Genomic DNA, 22429 nt, shown 5'->3' with positions numbered 1-22429 from the left:
CTCAGGGCAGCGCGGCTCGGACCTCCGGCTCCGCCATGCGCAGGGTGTCGTGCGATGTGGTGATCGCGTCATGGCCGACGAGGACGCCCAATGCCAGCAGCACGGCAAAGACGATCCCGGCGGTCCAGTCGAGACCGCGCAGATCGATGGGCAGCAGCGGCTCATGCCGCGCGGGCGGGGGGCAGTCGTCTCTCGACTGGGGCATTGTTCGATACTCGATTGGCAGATTGAGCAGATAGAGAGGACATGGGGCCTGACGGGGCGTTTGTCGCGTGAAGTTTTCAGGCCCTGCGGCGGATGCGCGGCGGCTTGCGCAAGCGCCCGACCGCATGCGCCAGTTCCCGCCAGATGAGGCAATTTTGCCACATCGGCGCAGGGAACCCGCGCCGATGCCCGTTCTCGAAGAAGAACCGCTCCCGCCCGATCGTCCGTGAGTGGTGGCGCGGCTCACGTCGAGGACGGAGCCTGCATTCCGGGGCGGGAGCGGCGGGCGCGGGCCTTAATCGGCCGGCGCGGTCGGCGCAACCGGTGCCGTGTCGTCAGCTCCTCCGGTCGCGGGGTCCACGGCACCATCCCCCGGCACCGTGGTATCTGTCGCCCCAGCCGGGGCGGTTTGTGGCGTCTCGCCGCCGGAAAACAGGCTCACGGCGAGGACCAGCCCCAGCACCACGAGCGCCGCGACGACGAGGCCGCCGATGCGACGGCGGGAGCCGGGCGCAGCGGCAGCGGGTCGTCGGTCTCCGCCGGCCTGCGTGGCGTAGGGATCGGGTCGCTTCAGCTGCTCGTCGGGATATGCCATGGGGCGCTCCTTCTCGGCCTTGAGTGGGCAGTTGCCCGGCGCGGCGCAGTGCCACGCCTTCCTCTGCCATCAGTGAACCACATCCGCGCAGCCCCGCCGCATCCCGTTGCAGCGGCGCGGAAATCCGGCAAGCCACCGCCAGAAATACAACCATAGGTAGGCCAAACCCCGCCGCGCCGCAGTGCAGCACCGGAAAAACCGGCAAGGTCGCGCCGGATTCGGCCCGGGATCGGGGGGAAATCCGCCCAGACCCCATGCGCCCGGCGCGGGCCGCAAGCTCTGGACCATCGCGAGTCGCTTGCCTATAAGGCCGCCCATGATGGGCCGTTTCGAGATCCTCATTCGAATTACGTGCCCGGCGCTCTGAGAGCAGAGTCGCCGGGACAAGGCGTATGGACCACCGCGCCGACCGACCATTCCCCAATTCACGATTCAAGAACCGGGACCACAGATCATGTGCGCCGAAACGCCTGACTACAAGGACACGCTGAACCTTCCCAAGACCGACTTCCCGATGCGCGCGGGCCTGCCCAAGCGCGAGCCGGAATGGCTGGAGCGCTGGGAGAGCATCGGCATCTACGACCGCCTGCGCGAGAAGGGCGCCGAGCGCCCGCCGTTCACGCTGCATGACGGCCCTCCCTATGCCAACGGTCATCTGCATATTGGCCACGCGCTGAACAAGACGATCAAGGACATGATCGTGCGCTCGCACCAGATGATGGGGCACGAGGCGCGCTATGTGCCGGGCTGGGATTGTCACGGCCTGCCGATCGAGTGGAAGATCGAGGAGCAGTACCGCGCCAAGGGCAAGAACAAGGACGAGGTCCCGGTGATCGACTTCCGGCAGGAATGCCGCAAGTTCGCCGAGGGCTGGGTCGACATCCAGCGCGACGAGTTCAAGCGCCTCGGCATCACCGGCAACTGGGCCGATCCGTACCTGACGATGAACTACCACGCCGAGCGCGTCATCGCCGAGGAATTCATGAAGTTCCTGATGACCGGCACGCTCTACCAGGGCTCGAAGCCGGTGATGTGGTCGCCGGTGGAGAAGACCGCGCTGGCCGAGGCCGAGGTCGAGTATCACGACAAGGAGAGCTTCACCATCTGGGTGAAGTTCAAGGTCAGTGGCTACGACGCCCCCGAGGTCGACCGCGCCAGCGAGGAAGAGAGCGACGATGAGCGTCAGGCGGCGGTCAGCGCCGCGCAGGCCGCGCATGACAAGTTCCTCGGTGCCTACGTGGTGATCTGGACCACCACGCCCTGGACCATCCCCTCGAACAAGGCCGTCGTTTTCGGCGAGGAATTCCAGTACGGGCTCTACGAGGTCACCGACACGCCCGAAGAATGCTGGGCTGCCAAGGGCGAGCGCTACATCCTCGCCGACAAGCTCGCGGCGCAGACCTTTGCCCGCGCCCGCCTCGACGAGAGCCAGTGGAAGCGCGTCTCCGATGTGACCCCGCACCAGCTCGCCGCGATGTCGCTCACGCACCCGCTGGCCGGCGCCGAGGGCGGCAATGGCGAGTGGGACCAGCCGCGCGATTTCCGCGCCGCGCCCTTCGTCACCGACGAGGAAGGCACCGGCTTCGTGCACTGCGCGCCGTCGCACGGCATGGAGGAATTCGAGCTCTACCGCGATCTCGGGATGCTCGAGCAGGTCATCACCTACAACGTCATGGAAGATGGCGCCTTCCGCGAGGATCTGCCCTTCTTCGGCGGCAAGATGATCCTCAAGCCGAACGGCAAGGAAGGCAACGCCAACAAAGCCGTGATCGAGAAACTGGCCGAGGTCGGCGGGCTCCTGGCGCGTGGCAAGATCAAGCACTCCTACCCGCATAGCTGGCGCTCCAAGGCGCCGGTGATCTACCGCAACACGCCGCAATGGTTCGCCGCCATCGACCGCGCCGTGGGCGACGGTCAGGACGATTACGGCACCAGCATCCGCGAGCGCTCGCTGCGCTCGATCGACGAGCTGGTGAAGTTCACGCCCCAGTCTGGCCGCAACCGCCTCTACTCGATGATCGAGAGCCGCCCGGACTGGGTGCTGTCGCGCCAGCGCGCCTGGGGCGTGCCGCTGACCTGCTTCGTCAAGAAGGGCGCCCTGCCCACCGACGAGGGCTTCCTGCTGCGCGACCCGGCGGTCAATGCCCGCATCTGCGAGGCCTTCGAGACCGAGGGCGCCGATTGCTGGTACGCCGAGGGCGCCAAGGAGCGCTTCCTAGGGTCCGACTACGCGGCGGATGAATGGGAGCAGGTCTTCGACGTGCTCGACGTGTGGTTCGACTCCGGCTCGACCCACGCCTTCGTGCTGCGCGACCGCGCGGACGGCACCGCGGACGGCATCGCCGATGTCTACATGGAGGGCACCGACCAGCACCGTGGCTGGTTCCACTCCTCGATGCTGCAGGCCTGCGGCACCATCGGCCGCGCCCCCTATCGCAACGTGGTGACGCATGGCTTCACGCTGGACGAGAAGGGCAACAAGATGTCCAAATCGCTCGGCAACACCATCGTCCCCGAGGAGGTGGTGAAGCAGTACGGCGCCGACATCCTGCGTCTCTGGGTGGCCCAGACCGACTACACCGCCGACCAGCGCATCGGGCCGGAGATCCTCAAGGGCGTGGCCGACAGCTACCGCCGCCTGCGCAACACCATGCGCTTCATGCTGGGCGCGCTGGGGCACTTCACCGAGGCCGACCGGGTCGCCGCGGAAGACATGCCCGAGCTCGAGCGCTGGGTGCTGCACCGTCTCGCCGAGCTCGACGTGAAGGTGCAGGAGGGCTATCGCAGCTTCGACTTCCAGTCGGTGTTCCAGTCGGTCTTCACCTTCTGCACCGTGGACCTGTCGGCCTTCTACTTCGACATCCGCAAGGATGCGCTCTACTGCGACGGCGACACCGAGCGTCGCCGCGCCGCGCGCACGGTGATGGACATCCTGTTCCACCGCCTGACCACCTGGCTGGCGCCGATCCTCGTCTTCACCATGGAAGACGTCTGGCTCGACCGCTTCCCCGGCGATGAGAGCTCGATCCACCTGCAGGACTTCCCCGAGACGCCGGCAAGCTGGCGCGACGAGGCGCTTGCCGAAAAGTGGGCCAAGGTCCGCGCCGCGCGCCGCGCGGTAACCGCGGCGCTGGAGATCCAGCGCACCGACAAGGTCATCGGCGCCTCGCTCGAGGCGGCGCCGGTGGTGCATGTGGAGGATGGCGAGATGCTGGCGGCGCTGAAGACCGTGGCCTTCGAGGATCTCTGCATCACCTCTGGCATCCACCTGACCGCCGATCCCGCCCCGCAGGAGGCGTTCCGCATGGCCGAGGTGCCGGGCGTCGGCGTGGTGTTCGAGAAGGCCGATGGCGAGAAGTGCCAGCGCTGCTGGAAGATCCTGCCCGATGTCGGCACCCACAGCCACGCCGCCACCTGCGCCCGATGCGACGCCGCGCTGGACTGAGCCACGCGCCGCTGACCGCATGAGGGCATGCCCCTGAGAGGCCCCCGCAGAAACCTGCGGGGGCCTTTTCCTTGCGCCGCCCTTGCATCGCGCGACAAGAAAACTCCCGACAGCCCCTCTCACTTTGATAGGCTTCCCCGAGGGACATCAGGGAGAGCCATCGCCATGCAACGCCGTTACTTCATCCTCGCCGCCACCGCGCTCGCCGCCTGCGGCGCCAGCGGGCCGGTGGCATTGCCGCCGAACAGCACGCTGATCCTGACCCGCCACGGCGACCGCAGCGGCTCGGAGGACATGCTCAACGCCCGGGGCCGGCAGCGGGCGCAGGACCTGGTGACGGCGCTCGACGGCACCCCGCTCGACGCCATCTACAGCCCCGGCATCCAGCGCAACCTCGACACCGCCGCGCCCCTCGCAGCCGCCCGTGGGCTTCCGGTCAACCGCATCCCGCAGGAGGCCCCGACCGCCGCGCTGGCCGCCGCCTCCGCCGGACGCAATGTGCTCTGGGTCGGCAACAAGGGGAACCTGACGGAGATCTGGGAGACGCTCGGCTTGCCGGGAGATCCACCGCTCGACTACGGCGACCTGACGGTCCTGCGCAGCGATGCCGAGGGCCGGGTCAGCATCGAGCGCCGCACCTACTGAATCCGCCGGATCGCCCGCGTTCTGTGCAGATGGCGTCCCCTGCCGGCCCGGGAAGGCCGGGCAAAGCTGCAATGCGGCACAAAACCCTTGCGCGAATCCCGGCCCTGCCCTCTTAGCTGGAGAGACGCGGCAACGGCGCCGCACCTGTCTCCCGAATGACCGGGATCGCTGAGCAAAGCTGCTCGATCCGTCGCTTCAGATGTTGCGACGTGTCGGCGGCTTTTTTTTGTTTCTGCACTCTGCGCATGGAGATCCTCCCGATGACGCACCCGATGACAGCTTCGAAGACCACAGGCCACATCGCCCTCGTCGGCGCCGGCCCCGGCGCCCGCGACCTGCTCACCCTGCGCGCGCTCGAACGAATCCGCGATGCCGATGTCGTGCTCTACGACCGTCTCGTCGATCCCGAGATCATCGCGCTGGCCCGCCCCGACGCCGAGAGGCTCTATGTCGGCAAGGAGGTCGGCGCCTGCAAATGGCCGCAGGGGCGGATCGACCGGCTGATCGTGGCCAAGGCCAAGCTCGGGTTGCGCGTGGTGCGGCTGAAATCCGGCGACCCGTCGATCTTCGGCCGCGCCTGCGAGGAGATCGCCGCCGCCCGCGCCGCCGGCATCGAGGTCGAGATCGTGCCCGGTATCACCGCCGCCTCTGCCGCCGCTGCCAGCATCGGCCGCCCGCTGACCGAGCGCGGCGAGACCGACACCTTCGTGATCACCACCGGCACCTGCAAGCCCGGCGATGCCGCGCCCGACCGCGCCCGCCTCGCCCATCCCGGCACTTCGATGGCATTCTACATGGCGGTGGAGCGCGCCGCGCAGGTGCAGGCCGACCTGCTGACCGCCGGCGCCCCGGCGGCCTGCCCGGTGGAGATCGTCACCTGTGCCAGCACCGCGCAGGAGCGCCACGTCGCCACCACGCTTGGCGCGCTTTCGGAGACCATCGCGGCGGAAGGGATCGCCAACCCGGCGATCCTCTTCATCCGCTACCCGAAATCGCTGGCCCGCGCGCTCAGCGCAAGCGGCGCGGTCATCGCCGCCTGAACGGAGGCGCGTGGCGCTCAGAGCGCGCCCTTGGTCGAGGGGATGGCATCGCCCTTGCGCGGGTCGGGCTCGACCGCCTCGCGCAGGGCGCGGGCCACGGCCTTGAAGGCGGCCTCGGCGATGTGGTGCGAGTTGATCCCGTGCAGCTGGTCCACGTGAAGCGTGATGCCGCCATGGGTCGCCAGCGCCTGGAAGAACTCGCGCACCAGCTCGCAATCGAAACTGCCGATCTTCTGGCTCGGGAACGCGACGTTCCACACGAGGAAGGGCCGCGCCGAGAGGTCCAGCGCGGCGCGCACCTGCGCGTCATCCATCGGCAGGTGGCAGGAGCCGTAGCGGCGGATGCCGCGCTTGTCGCCAAGCGCCGCGACCAGCGCCTGGCCGATGGCGATACCGGTATCCTCGACGGTGTGGTGATCGTCGATGTGGTAATCACCCTCGGCGCGGATCGTCATGTCGATCAGCGAGTGCCGCGACAGCTGGTCCAGCATGTGATCGAAGAAGCCGACGCCGGTCTGGTTGTCATAGGTGCCGCTGCCGTCGAGATCGATGCTGACCTCGATCGCGGTTTCGGCGGTCTTGCGGCTGATGCTGGCCTTGCGCATGGGCATACTCCTCGGATGTCCGGGCGCTTATAGGCGCGCCACGCGCGCAGGCCAAGCGGCGCGCTGGCGCATCTTGTGCCGGCGTGGCGTCTGTGCCAGCTTGCGCCCGAAGGAGACCGCCATGACCACCTGCGTTTTCGTCCAGATCCGCTGCACTCCCGGCACCACCTACAAGGTGGCGGAAGAGATCGCGCTGCGCGAGATCCACTCGGAGCTCTACTCGACCTCGGGCGAATGGGACCTGTTGGTCAAGCTCTACATCCCCGAGGGCGCGGATGTCGGCCATTACATCAACGAGCAGCTCGCCGACGTTCCGGGCATCGAGCGCACGCTGACGACGCTGACCTTCAAGGCGTTCTGAACCGCAAGCGGGCCCGCCCCGCCCCACTTCGACCCTGCCGTCCAGCACCAATCTCGCCCGCGAGAGGCTCGGCCCGCGCGCATGGAGCGACGGGTTCAGCCTGCCGCCACCTTCTCGCGCGCATTGGCCAGCGATTTCACCCCCTGCGCCGCGGTGACTTCGAAGCTGTCGGCGTAGCGGTCGTGGTATTTCTCGACCCGGTTCAGATCGTAGAGATAATTGACCATCACCCCGCCCGACTGGCGCAGGCCATTCTCCGAGACATCGGCGCCGGCATGCACCGCCTGCACCATCGCGCCGTTGCCGAGGTGGAAGCGCGCCACCGGGTCGACCGGCTGGCCGTCCGGGCGCTTGGCCTGCAGCAGGTAATGCGCCGCCAGCGCCGCCATCGCCTTGCCGTCCTGCGGATCGAAGCCCCGGCCCTCGGCCTTGAGCCAGCGCGTCAGGCCGGGGATCGGCGACAGCGTCACGAAGGTCTTGAGCCCCGGCAGTTCGGCGGCGAGATCCGAGACCACCTGCTTGATCAGCGAGTTGCCGAAGGAGATTCCCGCCAGCCCCGGCTGGCAGTTGGAGATCGAGTAGAACACCGCCGTGTCGGCCTCGCCGCTGCCGCCGGGCAGACGGTCCTCGGCGAGCAGACTCTGGATCGAGCCGGGAATGCCCTTGGTCAGCGCCACCTCGACAAAGATCAGCGGCTCGTCGGGCATCGCCGGATGGAAGAAGGCGAAGCAGCGTCGGTCGGCGGGCTTGAGGCGGCGGCGCAGGTCGTCCCAGCTGTGGATCGCGTGCACCGCCTCGTACTCGATGATCTTCTCGAGGATATGCGCCGGGCTTTCCCAGCTGATCGGGCGCAGCACCAGGAAGCCGCGGTTGAACCACGAGCGCAGCAGGTGCTTGGCGTCGAGATCGAGCGCCTGCAGCTCGGGGTCGTCCGCCCCCAGCCGGCGCAGGTCTGCACGCATCTTGACCAGCCGTTCGGTGCCGCCGGGCACCGCGTTGAGCCGGCGCATCAGCTCCTGCCGGGGCGGCTCGCAGGCATGGGTGAAGGCGCGGTAGCTGCTGCCCGAGGGCCCGGCCTCGTAGGCGTCGAGCGCGCTGCGCAGCGCCTCGGCATCGAGCCCGTAGCCCTGCGAGACGTGGCGAAAGAGATCGAGTCGCGCCAGATCGTCCATCTCGGCATAGCGCTGCAGCACCCGGCGGGCGAGCGCGAGGATGGCGGTCTCAGAGCTCGAGGCCATGAGATCGGCGATCAGCGCCTCGGTGCTGCGCGGGTCGCGGCGCAGGATCGGCCCGATCCGGGCGCGGCGCTCGAAAACGGTGGTCAGCAGATCGGCAAGCAGGGACATGGTCTGGGCCTCCCGGGCGGGCGTGGCAAACAGGGCAGAGTCGCGTCCTACCAAGCGTCGGGCCTCGGGGGCGCGAAATCAAGCCGCAGACCGCCGCACACCGCCCCGCGGGCGGGATTTGGCGCGCCGCTGGGCGGCCTTGCCAGCCGCGAGCGGTAACAGCCCTCGCCCGGCCCCGGGACGCGGTGCCTAGCCCATCGTTCCGGTCTCGACAAAGCGCTGATGCCAGGACAACGCCTCGCCCAGCAGTTGCGGCGCGTGCCCGCCGAAGGAGCCCGCCCGCGCCCGGACCGAATAGTCGCGCAGCGCGTCGCGATACTCGGGATGGGCGCAGCGCTCGATGATCAGCTCGGCGCGCTGCTTGGGCGCCAGCCCGCGCAGGTCCGCCAGCCCCTGCTCGGTGACCAGCACGTGAACATCCTGCGCGATGTGATCGACATGCGAGGCCATCGGGACAATGGCCGAGATCTTGCCGCCCTTCGCGGTCGAGGGCGTCATGAAGATCGAAACATAGGCGTTGCGGGCGAAGTCCCCCGAGCCGCCGATGCCGTTCTGGATCCTCGAACCCATGACATGGGTCGAGTTGACGTTGCCGTAGAGATCCGCCTCGATCAGCCCGTTCATCGCAATGCAGCCGAGCCGGCGCACCAGCTCGGGATGATTGGAGATCTCCTGCGGACGCAGGATCAGCTTGTCGCGGAACCGTGCCGCCTCGGCGTTGAAGCGCTCCGCAGCCTCCGGCGAGAGCGAGAAGGCGGTCGCCGAGGCCATGCGCAGCTTGCCCGCGTCCAGCAGGTCGAGCATGCCGTCCTGGATCACCTCGGTGTAGGCGGTCATGCCGTGATAGGGCGCTTCCATCAGGCCCGAGAGCACCGCGTTGGTGACGTTGCCGACGCCGGATTGCAGCGGCAGGAGGCTCTCGGGCAGCCGCCCCTTCGCCACCTCGTGGGCAAAGAACTCCAGCAGGTGCCCTGCGATGGCCTCGGCCACCGCGTCGGGCTTGGCGAAGGGCAGGTTGCGGTCGGGCGCGTCGGTCTCGACGATGGCGACCACCTTCTCGGGATCGACCATGAAATGCGGCTGGCCGATGCGGTCATCGGGCTTCACCAGCGGGATCGGCACCCGGTTGGGCGGCAGCGCTGTACTGTAGTAGATATCATGCATGCCGTTCAGCGCGTCGCTCTGCCAGCGGTTCAGCTCGAGGATCACCTTGTCGGCGCAATCGAGCCAGGTCTTGTTGTTGCCGATCGAGGAGGACGGGATCAGCGCGCCCTCGGCGGTGATGCCCGAGATCTCGACAACCGCCACGTCGAGCCGCCCCAAAAAGCCCTGCCACGCCATCGGCGCGACCTGGCTCAGGTGCATGTCGAAATAGTTCATTTCGCCCGCGTTGATCTTTTCGCGCGCGATGGGGTCGGAATTGTAGGGCAGCCGGAACTCGATGCCGTCGGCCTTGGCCAGCGCGCCGTCAAGCTCGGGCCCGGTCGAGGCGCCGGTCCACACCTTGACGCGGAACGGATCGCCCGCCGCATGGGCGGCCTCGATCCGCGCCGCCAGCGCGGTGGGCACCGACTTCGGGTAGCCCGAGCCGGTGAAGCCGCTCATGCCGACGGTCATGCCGTCATGGATCAGCCCCGCGGCGTCCTCGGCGCTCATCAGGCGGCTCTGGAAATCGGGATGGGCAATGCGGGCGTGTCGCGTCATGGGGGCTCCTCCACTGCGGGCCGCGCGGACCGGCCGCGCCCCGCTCAGACCGGGATAACTGCTGCACACCACTGTATGCAGCGCGCCGTCCCGCCGGAAAGATGGAGAACGCGCCCGCAGAACGGGCATTCCAAAAACGCATAGCTTACGCAAAATGATACGCGCTGAGCGCATAGCTTGGCAATCAGCGGTCCGGCCGCGTGACGTCACGTCGCGAGGCCTCGAGCCCCTCCTGATAGCCCTCCGCATCGCCGTAATCGGTGAATTGCGGGTAGCGGTGATGCGGCTGCGCGACCCGGGCGGCGTGCTTGATCGGGCACCAGAATGCCTCGGTGCGCGAGGCGATCTCGGTCACATAGGAGAGCAAGCCATTGCAATAGCCGCAATAGACGCAGTTCGCCTTCTGGATAACGTTGAGATAGGCGAGGTGATGGCGGTCGATGCGGATGTGATCGCGGCGCTTCACCCGCGGGATGCCGTAGGCGCGGAAGCAGATCGCCTGGTAGAGCGAGACGCAGAGATCGAGCAGCGCGAAGGGCACGATCAGGCTGTAGATCACCGGAGCGGTCAGGATGTGCCACGGGTTGGCGCGGGCGAGGAAAGTGCGCCAACGCATCCGCAGGGCGCGCTGCTGGCGCAGCCGCCCGGCCTCGAAGCGCACGCGGTTTTTCTCGAGCCGGTATTGGAACGCGTCCCGGCGGCGCCCGATCTCCTCTTCGAGTTCGCCATGCAGCGCGTCGATGCGCGCGAGGATCTGGTCGATGCGGCTGGTCATGCTGGCCTCCCCTGCCCGCGGCGCAGACATGCTAGGCCGGAGGAGCACGGCGCTCCTTGCGCTCGATCAACGCCGCGTCGCGCGATCGAGCCGCATTGGCGGGCGCGCGTCCGCCGCCTAAGCTCGGCGCGACGATTCCCGCGACGACCAGAAAGACACAAGCCATGACCGCTTCCCCCTGCCCGCCCCTCTCCGATGCCGATTGGCCCGAGGAGATCGCCGACCTGCGCGATGGCTTCGCCGGCGCGCTCAACGTCTACCGCACGATGGCGCATCATCCGGAGCTGTTGCGCGCCTGGGCACCGCTGCGCCAGCACATCGTGCGCGACACCGCGCTGGGGCTCGAGCGCTCGGAGGTGGTGATCCTGCGTGCCGGCTACCGGCTGGGCTCGCCCTATGAATGGGCGCACCACGTCTCGCGGGCCCGCCAGCTCGGCTTCAGCGATGCCCGCATCAAAGCCATCGGCGGCACGCCCGAGGGCGAGGACGGGCTCATCACCCGCGCCGTCGACGCCCTGATCGACGACAAGAAGCTGGCCCCCGAACAGGAACGCGAACTGGCCGAGGCGATCGGACGGCACGCGGTGATCGACCTGATCGCGACGGTCGGCTTCTATTCCGTGCTGGGTTACCTGCTGATGACCTATGACACGCCGATTGATGATCGCGTGGCGGCCGAAATGGCCGAGGCGCCGCTCGACCTGCCGCCGCGCTGAGGCCGGCTGCCCCTCTCAAATCGCGAAAACCGAGACCCGGCCGGGGCCGCGAGCGCAAACACGCTCCGGCCCGCGACTTTTTTGCGGCCTGCAGCCTGAACCCAAACATTGTTAACGTCCTGATAAATCTTAACAATATTCAAACCGTGTTTCAGATGCATGTTAGAACTCTGAAAATCCAACAAAAACTGAGACTTATCTACAGGTCTAGGCATTGAAATACGACCCTGCATTTCTATATCTTGGAGTGACGGCAAGACCATCAGGAGACGCCAAGCCCGAAGCGTCTCAGGACCCGAAACCCAAGTCTCTTCCAGCGGAAGATCCGCAGGCCCAAGGTTGAACCGCCGCTCGCCGGGCATCTTTGTTACGACGGAAAGGACCGCCGATGCTCAACGTCTTCCAACACCTTCGCGCTCAACTCATGGTGGAACACAAGGTCAATGCCGCTGCTCCTCAGGGCAAGGGGGCCTCGGATCTCGAAAAGCTGCAACAGAAGCTTGATGCAAAGAAACAGCCCGCCCCGGCCGACGAGCCAGAGGTGGCCTGATCCACACGGCGTCACCAGGATACGCCGGACCGGCCAAACGACCACCACTCACGGACCAATGCCGGATGCGGCGAGGTGCGGGCGGATAGAGTCTGACCCGCACCAAAGGCGCCTCCGCCGATGCGCTCGGTCAACTTGCGACCGGTCGATCGATCGGGAATCGCGCCCGCTCCGCGCTCAGTCCAGACGCGGACCGAACACCTGCCCGACCCGATAATAGGTGAAAGGCCAGCCCGAAATTCCCCCTATTGGTGTCCTCCCTGTCCGAAAGGTCACCTTCTCCTGTGAACGCCCCTTCTCCAAGCTCGTCGGAACATCCCGGCAAAGCCCCGAGAAGGACGTTTCACATGCCTCAGCCCGATACGGCAGCGATCGCGTTGCCCCCCGTCACCACGAGTGAGATCAGCCTCCTCGGGATCAAGGTGTCGGCGCTGAATCTTGCAACCGCCGTGAACCGCCTCACCCAGGCCATCGCCCGGGACGAACGGGGCTATGTCTGTGTCTGTGGCGCCCACGGCGTGGTCGACAGCCAGAGTGACGGCGCGCTTCGCGCCGCGATCAACCAGGCGCTCCTCGTGACGCCTGACGGCATGCCTCTTGTCTGGGAACTCCGCCGCAGGGGATTCCAAGGCGCCGGGCGCGTCTACGGGCCCGACCTGATGCTGGCGATGTTCGAGGAGCCGGGGCTGCGGCACTACCTCTACGGCGCGACCCCCGCCACGCTCGCGACGCTCGAGTCGAAGCTCGGGGCGAAGTTCGCGCAGGCAACGATCGTCGGCACGCACGCCCCGCCGTTTCGCGCGCTGAGCACCGAGGAGGAAGCCGAGGACCTGCGCCGTATCAACGCAGCGAACCCCGATATCGTCTGGGTCGGCCTTGGCGCTCCCAAGCAGGAGCTCTGGATGGCCCGCGTGCGCGACAGGCTCGAGGCGCCGCTGCTGATCGGCGTCGGCGCGGCCTTCGACTTCCACGCAGGCAACACCCGCCAGGCCCCGGGATGGATGCAGCGCGCCGGTCTCGAATGGCTGTTCAGGCTCGCCGTGGAGCCCAGGAGGCTCTGGCGTCGCTACGGTCGCATCGTGCCGAGCTATCTCTGGCTGCTCGCCCTCCAGAGAAGCGGCCTGCGGCGTTTTCCGGTGCCCAACCGGTCGGTGAATGGCTGAGCGGGAACGCTCGCAACAGGGCAAAAGGGCCATCTGGAGATTGGCAGGCTGTCGAGCAGGCGCTCGGCAGCGGTTCATTGCCGATCCACGCGCACGGCACGACCATCACCGGAAAGGCGTTTCAATCCGGTACCTTATCGTCCTATTCGGCGCCCTTCTGACGATCGTTTCGCTGGGCTGCACAATGCTGTCAGCGGCCCCGGACGCAGCGCCAGAAGCTCACTTAAATATATACGATAAAACGAGAATAAACGGAGACCTCCTAGCAGACGGCGGCGTGACGAAAACCGGCATCGGCAAATCGCCGCCAGCATGGGTCGCGCCCCCCCTTGCGCTCCATGTGCCGACAAAGATCAGGAGGATATTTGCTTTCAGTATCGTCGACCACTCCGACGATAGAAGACTGATTGGAGGCAAGAACCAAATGACGCTCTATTATGTTTCCCCAACGGGAAGCGACAACGCGGACGGGAGCTCCGCAACCCCCTTCCGGACGATCCAGCACGCACTCGATGCCGGATTGCGCCCGGGAGACGAGGTCGTGGTACGCGCGGGGACGTATCAGGAAGCTCTGAACGTGAACACCGGCGGTGATAGCAGCGCGAATGTCGTGCTGCGCGCGGAACAGCCGGGCAGCGTTTTGCTCGACCCACCGCAGAGCGCGTGGAACGGGATCAGCATCAACGCCAATTACGTCACTGTTTCGGGCTTCGAAATCGCCGATGCGCCAGGGGATGGCATCGAGGCGAACAGCGTGCATCACATCGAGGTGCTCGACAATACGATCCACGGCAGCGGCGAGTCGGGCATCCAGTTCAACTACTCGGAGTTCATTCTGGTCGAGGGGAACACGACCTATTCGAACGCGTCCGACGGCTGGTTCTCGGGAATCTCGATCTACGAGAACCGCAATGTCTCGGGCGACACCACGACACCCGGCTTCCGGACCATCGTGCGCGACAATGTCTCCTACGACAACGTGACCTATTCCGGCCAGCACACTGACGGCAACGGCATCATTATCGATGATTTCCAGAGCACGCAGGCCTCCGGCTACCCCAGCTACACCTTCCCCACCCTGGTCGAGAACAACCTCGTCTACCAGAACGGCGGCAAGGGCATCCAGGTGGTCTGGAGCGACAACGTCACGGTGCGCGGCAACACAGCCTGGCACAACAACCAGGACCTGCTGAACACCGGCACCTGGCGTGGCGAGATCAGCAACTCGCAGTCGAGCGACAACACCTTCGTCAACAACATCGCCGTGGCCGACCCGTCGATCAACTCCGACAACACCGCGATCGACAGCACGTCTTACGGTGGCTACGTCAACGAAAATGTCATCTGGGCCAACAACCTCACCTTCAACGGAATCGCGGGCGCCGCGTCGGTGCGCACCGATGGCAACAACGCGGCCCCCTCGGCCGCGAACGGCAACATGCTCGGAGTGGATCCGCGCTTCGTGGATGCGCCGGGAGACTTCCGCCTCGCCAGCGATTCCCCCGCGATCGACGCGGGAACCGATGACTATGGCCTGTCGCCGACCGACCTGTTCGGCAACCTCCGGGAACGAGGGATCGTCGATCTCGGCGCCTACGAGAGCGGCGCCTCGGACACGACGCCGCCGCCGACACCCGAGCCCGAACCTGAGCCCGAGCCGGAGCCCGAACCTGAGAACAGCGCCCCAGCGGCAACGGACGACAGCGGCTTCTCCACCTCCGAGGATGAGAGCGTGTCGATCCGGGTGGCCGATATTCTCGCGAATGACCGTGACGCAGACGGCGATGCGCTGACGCTGGCCTCGGTCGGCGGCGCGCAGAACGGGACCGTATCGCGGCCGACGGCGGACACCATCCTGTTCACGCCGGCGAGTGGTTTCTCCGGCACCGGCCAGTTCCGCTACACCGTTTCCGACGGTCAGGGCGGCACCGACACCGCCACCGTCTCGGTGACGGTCGAGGCCGCCGAAGCACCGGCCACGGAGACCCCGGTCGAGCCCGAGACCCCGAGCCGGCCGTCGCGTCCGGCGGACGATGGCGATCTGTTCCAGATCTGGGATGACAGCGCCGTACCAGAGATCCAGAACGACCCCGACACCTGGGCGGTGACGCTCGGGCTGCGCTTCTCGGCCGACGAAGATGCATCGCTTCAGGCGCTGCGCATCCATGTCGCGCCGGGCAATACCGGGCCGCAGACCATCAATCTGTGGTCTGCAAGCGGCGAGTCGATCGCGCGGGCCGATGCCGTCGTCACCGAGGCGGGCTGGCAGACGATCTCGTTCGACAAGCCGGTCGCGCTGTCCGCAGGCGAGAGCTACACCGTTTCCTACAACGCGCCCTCGGGGGGATACTCGGTCAGCGAGGATCACTTCGAGACCGCCCAGGATTTCGGGCCGATCAGCGTCGAGGCCGATGCCGGCGTCTACGCCTATGGCACCGGCCAGAGCACCTTCCCCGACCAGAGCTACAAGAGCTCGAACTACTGGGTGGATCTCGTCCTCGAGACCGAAGAGGCATCGGCGGAGCCCCCCGCCGAACCCGGCTCGGAGCCGCAGGACGTGATCGGCGAGGCGGGCGTGGTCTCCAGCGCTCAGGACGGGCCGGATCAGTGGCACCGCGTCACCTTCACCGAGGCGCTCGACGATCCCACGGTGGTGATGGGCGGCGGCACGGCCAACGATCCCGAGCCCTACAGCATCCGGGTGCGCAACGTCAGCGACACCGGTTTCGAGTACCAGATCGACGAGTGGGACTATCTCGACGGCACCCACGCCGCCGAGACCCTCAACTGGCTGGCGGTCGAAAGCGGGACGCACACGCTTGCCGATGGGCGCACGATCTCGGCGGGCGACGCCATGATCGGCGACAGCTACGAGCGCATCGCCTTTGACACGGGCGCCTTCGGCGAGGCCCCAGTGGTGTTCGGCCAGGCGATTGGCGAGACCAACGCCATCGCCATCACCGATCGGCTGCGCAGCATCGACGAAAGCGGGTTCAGAGCGCGGTTCTTCTCGCAGGAAGACAAGCCGGCCAAGATCGAGGCCCAGTCCTTCGACTGGATCGCCATCGAGGCAGGCGGCAGCCCCTCGTCCGGCTCGGTCGCAGCGGTCTCAACCGCCGCCCTCTCGTCGCGCCCGACCGAGATCGCTTTCGATGGCGAATTCGGCTCTGACGAGTTCGTCTTCCTCGCGGAGATGCAGACCACCAACGGCAGCAACACGGCGACGCTGCAAACCATGGATCTTGAGCCCGACAGGGCCTTCCTCTGCATCACAGAGGAGCAGTCGCGAGACATGGAGACCGCGCATGCGAAGGAGATCGCGGGCTATGCCGGCTTCGAGATCGGCCTGATCGAAAGCACCGCCTCCGCAGACGAAAGCCTGCTCTGAGCAGGACCGGTTCTGGCGGCCACGGCTGCCAGAACCGACCCCGGCCCTGCCCGGGCCGCCCAAAGTCGCTCCATTTGCGCGAATGGCAAGCTTGGCACCGCCTGATTATTCCATTGGATGAACGCCCACCTCCGTTCGGACGATTTCCTGCATCCCCTTCCGCGGACACTCTTTTCACACAAGCTTCGAGCTGAATCGAGGTCCGACAGGAAACGGGGTGACTCAGGAATGGCCATAGAAAATTGCACTATAGCGACCGATGTGCGCATCTTTCAGCCGACACTCGTCAACCTCTACGGGTGCGAGATCGGCGCGGAGAGCCGCATCGGCGCCTTCGTCGAGATCCAGGCCGGCTGCGTCGTGGGCGCGCGCTGCAAGATCTCCTCGCACAGCTTCATCTGCGAGGGCGTCACCCTCGAAGACGAGGTCTTCATCGGCCACGGCGTCATGTTCACCAATGACCGCTACCCGGCAAGCACCAACCCCGACGGCACGCTGAAGGGCGGCGACGACTGGCAGTGCGAAGCGGTGGTGGTCGAGCACGGTGCCTCGATCGGCTCCAACGCAACGATCCTGCCCGGGCTGCGCATCGGCCGCCACGCGCTGATCGGCGCCGGGGCGGTGGTGACACGCGATGTTCCCGACTACGCCATCGTCAGCGGCGTACCGGCCTCGGTGGTCGGCGACACCCGCAGCGCCCCCGCGGCCGAGACTCACGGGCTTCTTGCCGCGGGGGCACGGACATGATCGGCGTCGGTATCATCGGTTACGGCTACTGGGGCCCCAACCTTGCCCGCGCGGCCGCCGAGAGCGGCGTCGCCAGCGTTCAGGTCATCGCCGACCCCTCCCCGCAGGCCCGTCAGCGCGCCGCACTGCGCCACCCTGCCGCCAAGCTGGTCTCGGATGTCGACCAAATGCTCAGCGACAAGACCGTCGACGCGGTACTGATCGCGACTCCGGTGCACACCCATTTCGCCCTCGCGATGGCGGCGCTGAAGGCGGGCAAGCACGTGCTCGTCGAAAAGCCGATGACCGAGACCGTCGCCCAGGCGCACGAACTCGTGGAAGAGGCCGCGCGGCGCAATCTCACGCTGATGGTCGACCACACCTTCGTCTACACGCCCGCGATCCGGCAGGTCTCGGAGCTCGTGCAGCAGGGCGAGCTCGGCGATCTCTACTACTACGACTCCACCCGCGTGAACCTCGGCCTGTTTCAGCGCGACGTGAACGTGATCTGGGATCTCGCGGTGCATGATTTCGCGATCATGGATCACCTGTTCGGACAGGCGCCGGTGGCGATCTCCGCCTGTGCCGCGAGCTTCGTCGCGGGCAGCCCCGAGAACATGGCCCACCTGACGATCCATTACGATGGCGGCATGATGGCCAATCTCAACGTGAACTGGCTGGCCCCGGTTAAGATCCGTCAGACCCTGATCGGCGGCAGCCGCAAGATGGTGGTCTACGACGACATGCAGACCAGCGAGAAGATCAAGATCTACGACCGCGGCGCCACCAGCAACGACAAGCCCTACGAGCACCTCGTGTCCTACCGGATCGGCGACATGTACGCTCCCGCGCTGTCCTCCAAGGAGGCGTTGCAGACCGAATTGCAGGAATTCGCCCGCGCCATCGAAAGCGGGACCGCCCCGCTCACCGACGGGCTCGGCGGGCTTCGCGTCGTCGAGATGCTGGCCGCCGCCTCCCGCTCCTGCCGCCTGCGCGGCCACCCCGTTGATCTCGTCACCCTGAAGGAAGCCTCATGATCCCCTTTCTCGATCTCAAGCGGCAATACGCAGCCATCGGCGAGGATGTCGAAGCGGCGGTGCTGTCGGCGCTGCGCAGCAGCCACTATGTTCTCGGCGCGCATGTGGAGCGCTTCGAGGAGGACTTCGCGCGCTATTGCGGCACCCGTCACGCGGTCGCCGTCAACAGCGGCACCTCCGCGCTGCATCTCGCCCTGCTCGCCGCCGGCGTCGGCATGGGCGACGAGGTGATCACCGTGCCGACAACCTTCGTGGCGACGGTCGCGGCGATCCTCTACTGCGGCGCGAAACCGGTCTTCGTCGATGTCAGCCCCGACACCATGACCATGGACCCGATCAAATGCGCCGCCGCGATCACGCCGCGCACCAAGGCCATCCTGCCGGTGCACTTCCACGGCCGGCTCGCGGACATGACCACCCTGCGGCACATCGCCGAGACCAACCGCGTCACCCTCATCGAGGATGCCGCGCAGGCCCACGGGGCGACCCGCGACGGCGTCCGCGCCGGTGCCTTCGGCACCGCCGGCTGCTTCAGCTTCTACCCCGGCAAGAACCTCGGCGCCGCGGGCGAAGGCGGCGCGGTCACCACCAACGACTCCGACTTCGCCGCCAAGCTCCGCGCGCTGCGCGACTGGGGCCAGTTCGAGCGCTCGGTGCATGTCATGCAGGGCTACAACTATCGCATGGAAGCGATCCAGGGCGCGGTTTTGGGGGTGAAGCTCAAGCATCTCGACGACTGGAACGGCGGGCGCCGCCGCGTCGCAAAGGCCTATGACGCGCTGCTGTCGGAGGACGTCGCGCGGCCCGCACCGTCCGAGGATGGCGATCACGTCTACCACGTCTACGCCATCAAGGCCGACAAGCGGAACAAGCTGCGCAAGCAGCTCGAGGCCGAGGGCATCGCGACCAATATCCACTACCCGCGCCCGGTCCATTTCCAGCCGGCCTACGCCAACCTGTCCAAGGGCCCGGGCAGTTTCCCGATCGCCGAGGCCTATGCCAACCTCACGTTGTCGCTGCCGATCTTCCCCGAACTCACCGAGGGCGAAGTCGAGCAGGTCGCGGAGACGGTGAACCGGCTCAGCGCCCCCAAGGTCAAGTCCAAGAAGGAGGCGGCAGCATGACCGCGCAAAACAGCCTTAGCGGCGCTCGCGTTCTCGTCACCGGCGGCAGCGGCTTCATCGGATCGCACATTGTCGACCTGCTCCTGGAGGAGGACGTCGAGGAGGTTCTGGTCGTCGACAACATGGTCCGCGGCCGCCCCGAGAACCTCGCCGGGGCCCTGCCCTCCGGGCGCGTGCGCCTGATCAACGGCGACATCCGCGACCGCGCGCTGATGCGCTCACTCGTCGACGAGAGCGACGTGGTCTTTCACCAGGCGGCGCTCAGGATCACCCATTGCGCCAGCGAGCCCGACGAGGCGATGTCGGTCATGGTGCAGGCCACCTATGACCTGCTTCAGGATTGCGTGCAGCGCAACGTCTCGAAGGTGGTGATGGCCTCCTCCGCGTCGATCTACGGCAACGCCACGCATTTCCCGACCCCGGAATCCGACCCGCCCTACGGCAACCGCACCCTCTACGGCGCGGCCAAGAGCATGGGCGAGGGTCTGCTGCGGTCGTTCAATGACATGTACGGGCTCGACTATGTGGCGCTGCGCTACTTCAACGTCTTCGGCGCGCGCATGGACCTGCACGGCAAATACACCGAGGTCATGGTGCGCTGGATGGAGCGCCTCGCGGACGGTCAGCCGCCGATCGTGTTCGGCGACGGGCAGCAGACGCTCGATTTGATCGACGTGCGCGACGTAGCACGGGCCAACATCCTTGCCTCCAAGAGCACGGCCAGCGACCGCGTCTACAACATCGGCTCGCAAACCGAGACCACCCTGCTCGATCTCGCGCGGCTGATCTCTGAGGGGATGGGACGGCCCGACCTGATCCCGACCCACGCCCCCGAGCGCAAGGTCAACCCGGTGCCGCGGCGCCTGGCCGACTGTTCCGCCGCATCGCGCGATCTTGGCTTCGTCGCACAGATTCCGCCGCGCGAGGGCCTGGCCCACCTGATCGAGTGGTGGCGCAGCGAACGCGCCCTGCAAGCCCCGGAGGTCGCGGCGCAATGATCCCGATCGCGAAACCGCTCCTCGGCGACGAGGAGGCCCAGGCGGCAAGTGCGGCCGTGCTCAGCGGATGGGTCTCCCAAGGGCCGCAGGTGGCGGCCTTCGAGAAAGAGTTCGCCAGCTATACCGGCGCCCGCCATGCCTGCGCGGTGTCGAACTGCACCACGGCCCTGCACCTGGCGTTGCAGGGTCTCGGCGTCGGCCCCGGCCACGAGGTCATCACCGTCAGCCATTCGTTCATCGCCGGCGCCAACGCGATCCGGCAATGCGGTGCCACGCCGGTCTTCGTCGACATCGAGGCCGACGGCTACAACATCGATCCCGCCGCCGTGGCCGAGGCAATCGGGCCGCGCACCCGCGCGATCCTCGTGGTGCACCAGATGGGCATGCCCTGTGATCTGGCCACCATCGTGCCGCTGGCGAAAAGCTATGGCCTGTCCATCGTCGAGGACGCGGCCTGCGCCATCGGATCGGAGATCGTCCACACCGATCGATGGACCCGTGTCGGCGCGCCGATCGGCGATGTCGTCTGCTTTTCCTTCCACCCCCGGAAGGTGATCACCACCGGCGAGGGCGGCATGCTGACCACCAATCAGCCCGAGCTCGACGCAAAATTCCGGCTCTGGCGCCAGCACGGCATGTCGGTCTCCGACACCGCGCGGCACGGCAGCCCGAAGGTCATCTTCGAAGCCTACCCGGTGCGCGGCTACAACTATCGGATGACCGACATCCAGGCCGCCGTGGGCCGCAAGCAGCTCGAGCGGCTGCCGGGGATCATCCGGGCGCGGCGCAGGCTCGCCGCCTGCTATGCCCACGCGCTCGCCCGGGTCGACGGTGTCACGGCACCGGTCGAGCCGGCATGGGCGCGGTCGAACTGGCAAAGCTACCCGGTGCGGCTCGACACCCACATTGACCAGCGGCAGGTGATGCAGGGCATGCTCGATCGCGGCATCGCCACGCGGCGCGGGATCATGAACATGCACCAGGAAGCCGCCCAGGCCGACCTGCCCCTCGCCTTCCCCCTGCCGCATTCAGAAATGGCGCGGGACCACACCATGCTGCTGCCGCTCTACGCCCAGATGAGCGAAGAGGATCTGAACCGCGTGGTTGAGGCGCTTGCCGAGTGCATCGCCGAGAGTGTCGGCGCCTGCCACCGGACCGCGGCCCAGTAGAAGACGGCTCCCGGGCATTACCGCTTCGCGCCGATTGCCCGGGCCGGATTTCCCGCCACAATAGCGCCTTCGGGAACATCTTTTACGACCACGGATCCGAGTCCGACCATTGCCCCATTTCCAATATTTATTCCGTCTCTAATGACACTTCCGCTGGCAATGTAACACCCGGACCCAATCTGAACACCACCAGAAACAACCACCCCAGAGCCGATCATAGAGTACGCCCCGATTCGGACATCATGATGGATGATGGACCGCGGCAGGATCTGAACATGATCTTCGATATGCGCATTCGATGTGACGAGCACTCCATCAAAAAAAATCACCCCTCTTCCAGTTTCACATAGGCGTGAAACCGCCGAGTTTGGATGCCTGAAAGTGGCATAGCGCGACGCGTCCATCCCGAGACGTTCGACGATTGCTGCGCGCTGCCTGAAGCTCTTCGGCGACCCGATCATCATCAAAAATCGCGTATCATTGTGATAATCTTTGGCCGCATTGAGGCGGCGAACTGGCACACCAAGGGGACCCCAAGTATCATTTGGATACTTATCATCCAGGATGGCGGGCACTTCGAAGCGAGCTGAAAGCGCCTCGAATATCTCGACGCAGTTGCCACTCAGCCCGATCGGCACGACAGCATTTTTCATCACATTTCAATCTCAGAACTAACAAGAACCGTTAACAAAACTTCTGTACAGGCGGGCATCCGCCATCTTAACATATTGGTAGAGGAGCTGTGTGCCGGGAGAACCGGCGCGCACAGGGGAGACCATTCTACCAGGTCAACGACAGCTTGATGACGCGCCCCGGCGCAAATTGAGCGAGCTCCTCA

Annotated in this window: 20 protein-coding genes; 13 read left to right on the top strand and 7 right to left on the bottom strand. The window is 66.4% G+C overall.

The window, feature by feature from the left end:
• Position 1: 1 nt before the first annotated feature.
• Together KUV62_RS10100 and KUV62_RS10095 are read right to left on the bottom strand one after the other, a co-directional pair.
• A complete protein-coding gene (locus tag KUV62_RS10100) occupies positions 2-205 on the bottom strand; it encodes a hypothetical protein (RefSeq protein WP_222603572.1) in 204 nt (67 codons plus the stop codon).
• A gap of 294 nt (positions 206-499) precedes the next feature.
• Entirely contained in the window at positions 500-799 is a 300-nt protein-coding gene (locus KUV62_RS10095) for a hypothetical protein (protein WP_222603571.1), read from the bottom strand.
• Positions 800-1253: 454 nt separating this feature from the next.
• Between KUV62_RS10095 and ileS the strand changes: the two genes are divergently transcribed.
• The 3 genes from ileS (at position 1254) to cobA (ending at position 5929) form a co-directional block, all read left to right on the top strand.
• The gene (gene ileS, locus KUV62_RS10090) at positions 1254-4244 is read left to right on the top strand and encodes an isoleucine--tRNA ligase (protein ID WP_222603570.1); all 2991 of its coding nucleotides are present in this window, start codon (positions 1254-1256) and stop codon (positions 4242-4244) included.
• Positions 4245-4409: 165 nt separating this feature from the next.
• Positions 4410-4889, top strand: coding sequence for a histidine phosphatase family protein (locus tag KUV62_RS10085; RefSeq protein ID WP_222603569.1), 480 nt, complete (start codon positions 4410-4412; stop codon positions 4887-4889).
• Positions 4890-5161: 272 nt separating this feature from the next.
• Entirely contained in the window at positions 5162-5929 is a 768-nt protein-coding gene (cobA, locus tag KUV62_RS10080; protein WP_261395542.1) for a uroporphyrinogen-III C-methyltransferase, read from the top strand.
• A 17-nt stretch (positions 5930-5946) separates the two neighbouring features.
• On the opposite strand, the gene hisB is transcribed toward cobA, so the two are convergent.
• Positions 5947-6534, bottom strand: coding sequence for an imidazoleglycerol-phosphate dehydratase HisB (gene hisB, locus KUV62_RS10075; RefSeq protein WP_222603567.1), 588 nt, complete (start codon positions 6532-6534; stop codon positions 5947-5949).
• A gap of 121 nt (positions 6535-6655) precedes the next feature.
• Between hisB and KUV62_RS10070 the strand changes: the two genes are divergently transcribed.
• The gene (locus KUV62_RS10070) at positions 6656-6895 is read left to right on the top strand and encodes an Lrp/AsnC family transcriptional regulator (RefSeq protein WP_222603566.1); all 240 of its coding nucleotides are present in this window, start codon (positions 6656-6658) and stop codon (positions 6893-6895) included.
• A gap of 95 nt (positions 6896-6990) precedes the next feature.
• Here KUV62_RS10070 and KUV62_RS10065 read toward each other — a convergent pair whose 3' ends face one another.
• The 3 genes from KUV62_RS10065 to KUV62_RS10055 form a co-directional block, all read right to left on the bottom strand.
• The gene (locus KUV62_RS10065) at positions 6991-8241 is read right to left on the bottom strand and encodes a malonyl-CoA decarboxylase (protein WP_222603565.1); all 1251 of its coding nucleotides are present in this window, start codon (positions 8239-8241) and stop codon (positions 6991-6993) included.
• Between the two features lie 189 nt (positions 8242-8430).
• Positions 8431-9945: an acetyl-CoA hydrolase/transferase family protein gene (locus KUV62_RS10060; protein ID WP_222603564.1), complete on the bottom strand. Its 1515-nt coding sequence runs from the start codon at positions 9943-9945 to the stop codon at positions 8431-8433.
• A gap of 184 nt (positions 9946-10129) precedes the next feature.
• Complete coding sequence (locus tag KUV62_RS10055) at positions 10130-10720, bottom strand: hypothetical protein (protein WP_222603563.1); 591 nt, start codon at positions 10718-10720, stop codon at positions 10130-10132.
• Positions 10721-10884: 164 nt separating this feature from the next.
• Here KUV62_RS10055 and KUV62_RS10050 point away from each other — a divergent pair, with 164 nt between their 5' ends.
• The 9 genes from KUV62_RS10050 (at position 10885) to KUV62_RS10010 (ending at position 21591) form a co-directional block, all read left to right on the top strand.
• Positions 10885-11436 carry a carboxymuconolactone decarboxylase family protein gene (locus tag KUV62_RS10050; RefSeq protein ID WP_222603562.1) on the top strand — a complete coding sequence of 184 codons (552 nt, stop codon included), beginning with the start codon at positions 10885-10887 and terminating at the stop codon, positions 11434-11436.
• Positions 11437-11824: 388 nt separating this feature from the next.
• Complete coding sequence (locus tag KUV62_RS10045) at positions 11825-11986, top strand: hypothetical protein (RefSeq protein WP_222603561.1); 162 nt, start codon at positions 11825-11827, stop codon at positions 11984-11986.
• Positions 11987-12333: 347 nt separating this feature from the next.
• Complete coding sequence (locus KUV62_RS10040) at positions 12334-13149, top strand: WecB/TagA/CpsF family glycosyltransferase (RefSeq protein ID WP_222603560.1); 816 nt, start codon at positions 12334-12336, stop codon at positions 13147-13149.
• A gap of 577 nt (positions 13150-13726) precedes the next feature.
• Positions 13727-16537 carry a DUF4082 domain-containing protein gene (locus KUV62_RS10035; protein ID WP_410000846.1) on the top strand — a complete coding sequence of 937 codons (2811 nt, stop codon included), beginning with the start codon at positions 13727-13729 and terminating at the stop codon, positions 16535-16537.
• A 228-nt stretch (positions 16538-16765) separates the two neighbouring features.
• Positions 16766-17284: an acyltransferase gene (locus tag KUV62_RS10030; RefSeq protein ID WP_222603558.1), complete on the top strand. Its 519-nt coding sequence runs from the start codon at positions 16766-16768 to the stop codon at positions 17282-17284.
• Positions 17281-18300, top strand: a complete 1020-nt coding sequence (locus tag KUV62_RS10025; RefSeq protein ID WP_222603557.1) for a Gfo/Idh/MocA family protein — start codon at positions 17281-17283, stop codon at positions 18298-18300. The genes KUV62_RS10030 and KUV62_RS10025 overlap by 4 nt, the downstream gene beginning before the upstream one ends.
• Complete coding sequence (locus KUV62_RS10020) at positions 18297-19424, top strand: DegT/DnrJ/EryC1/StrS family aminotransferase (protein WP_222603556.1); 1128 nt, start codon at positions 18297-18299, stop codon at positions 19422-19424. The genes KUV62_RS10025 and KUV62_RS10020 overlap by 4 nt, the downstream gene beginning before the upstream one ends.
• On the top strand, positions 19421-20422 hold the full coding sequence (locus KUV62_RS10015; protein ID WP_222603555.1) for an NAD-dependent epimerase/dehydratase family protein: 1002 nt from the start codon (positions 19421-19423) through the stop codon (positions 20420-20422). Before KUV62_RS10020 ends, KUV62_RS10015 begins: the two co-directional genes overlap by 4 nt.
• Entirely contained in the window at positions 20419-21591 is a 1173-nt protein-coding gene (locus KUV62_RS10010) for a DegT/DnrJ/EryC1/StrS family aminotransferase (protein ID WP_222603554.1), read from the top strand. Before KUV62_RS10015 ends, KUV62_RS10010 begins: the two co-directional genes overlap by 4 nt.
• Positions 21592-21608: 17 nt before the next feature.
• Here the strand turns inward: KUV62_RS10010 and KUV62_RS10005 are convergent, their stop codons facing one another.
• Positions 21609-22244, bottom strand: a complete 636-nt coding sequence (locus KUV62_RS10005) for an acetyltransferase (protein WP_222603553.1) — start codon at positions 22242-22244, stop codon at positions 21609-21611.
• Positions 22245-22429: the final 185 nt, after the last annotated feature.

This window comes from Salipiger bermudensis (assembly GCF_019801965.1).
In the GTDB taxonomy this organism is placed as follows: domain Bacteria; phylum Pseudomonadota; class Alphaproteobacteria; order Rhodobacterales; family Rhodobacteraceae; genus Salipiger; species Salipiger bermudensis_A.
The sequence above is the reverse complement of the archived record's forward strand: the minus strand, read 5'-3'. Positions and strand labels throughout refer to the sequence as shown.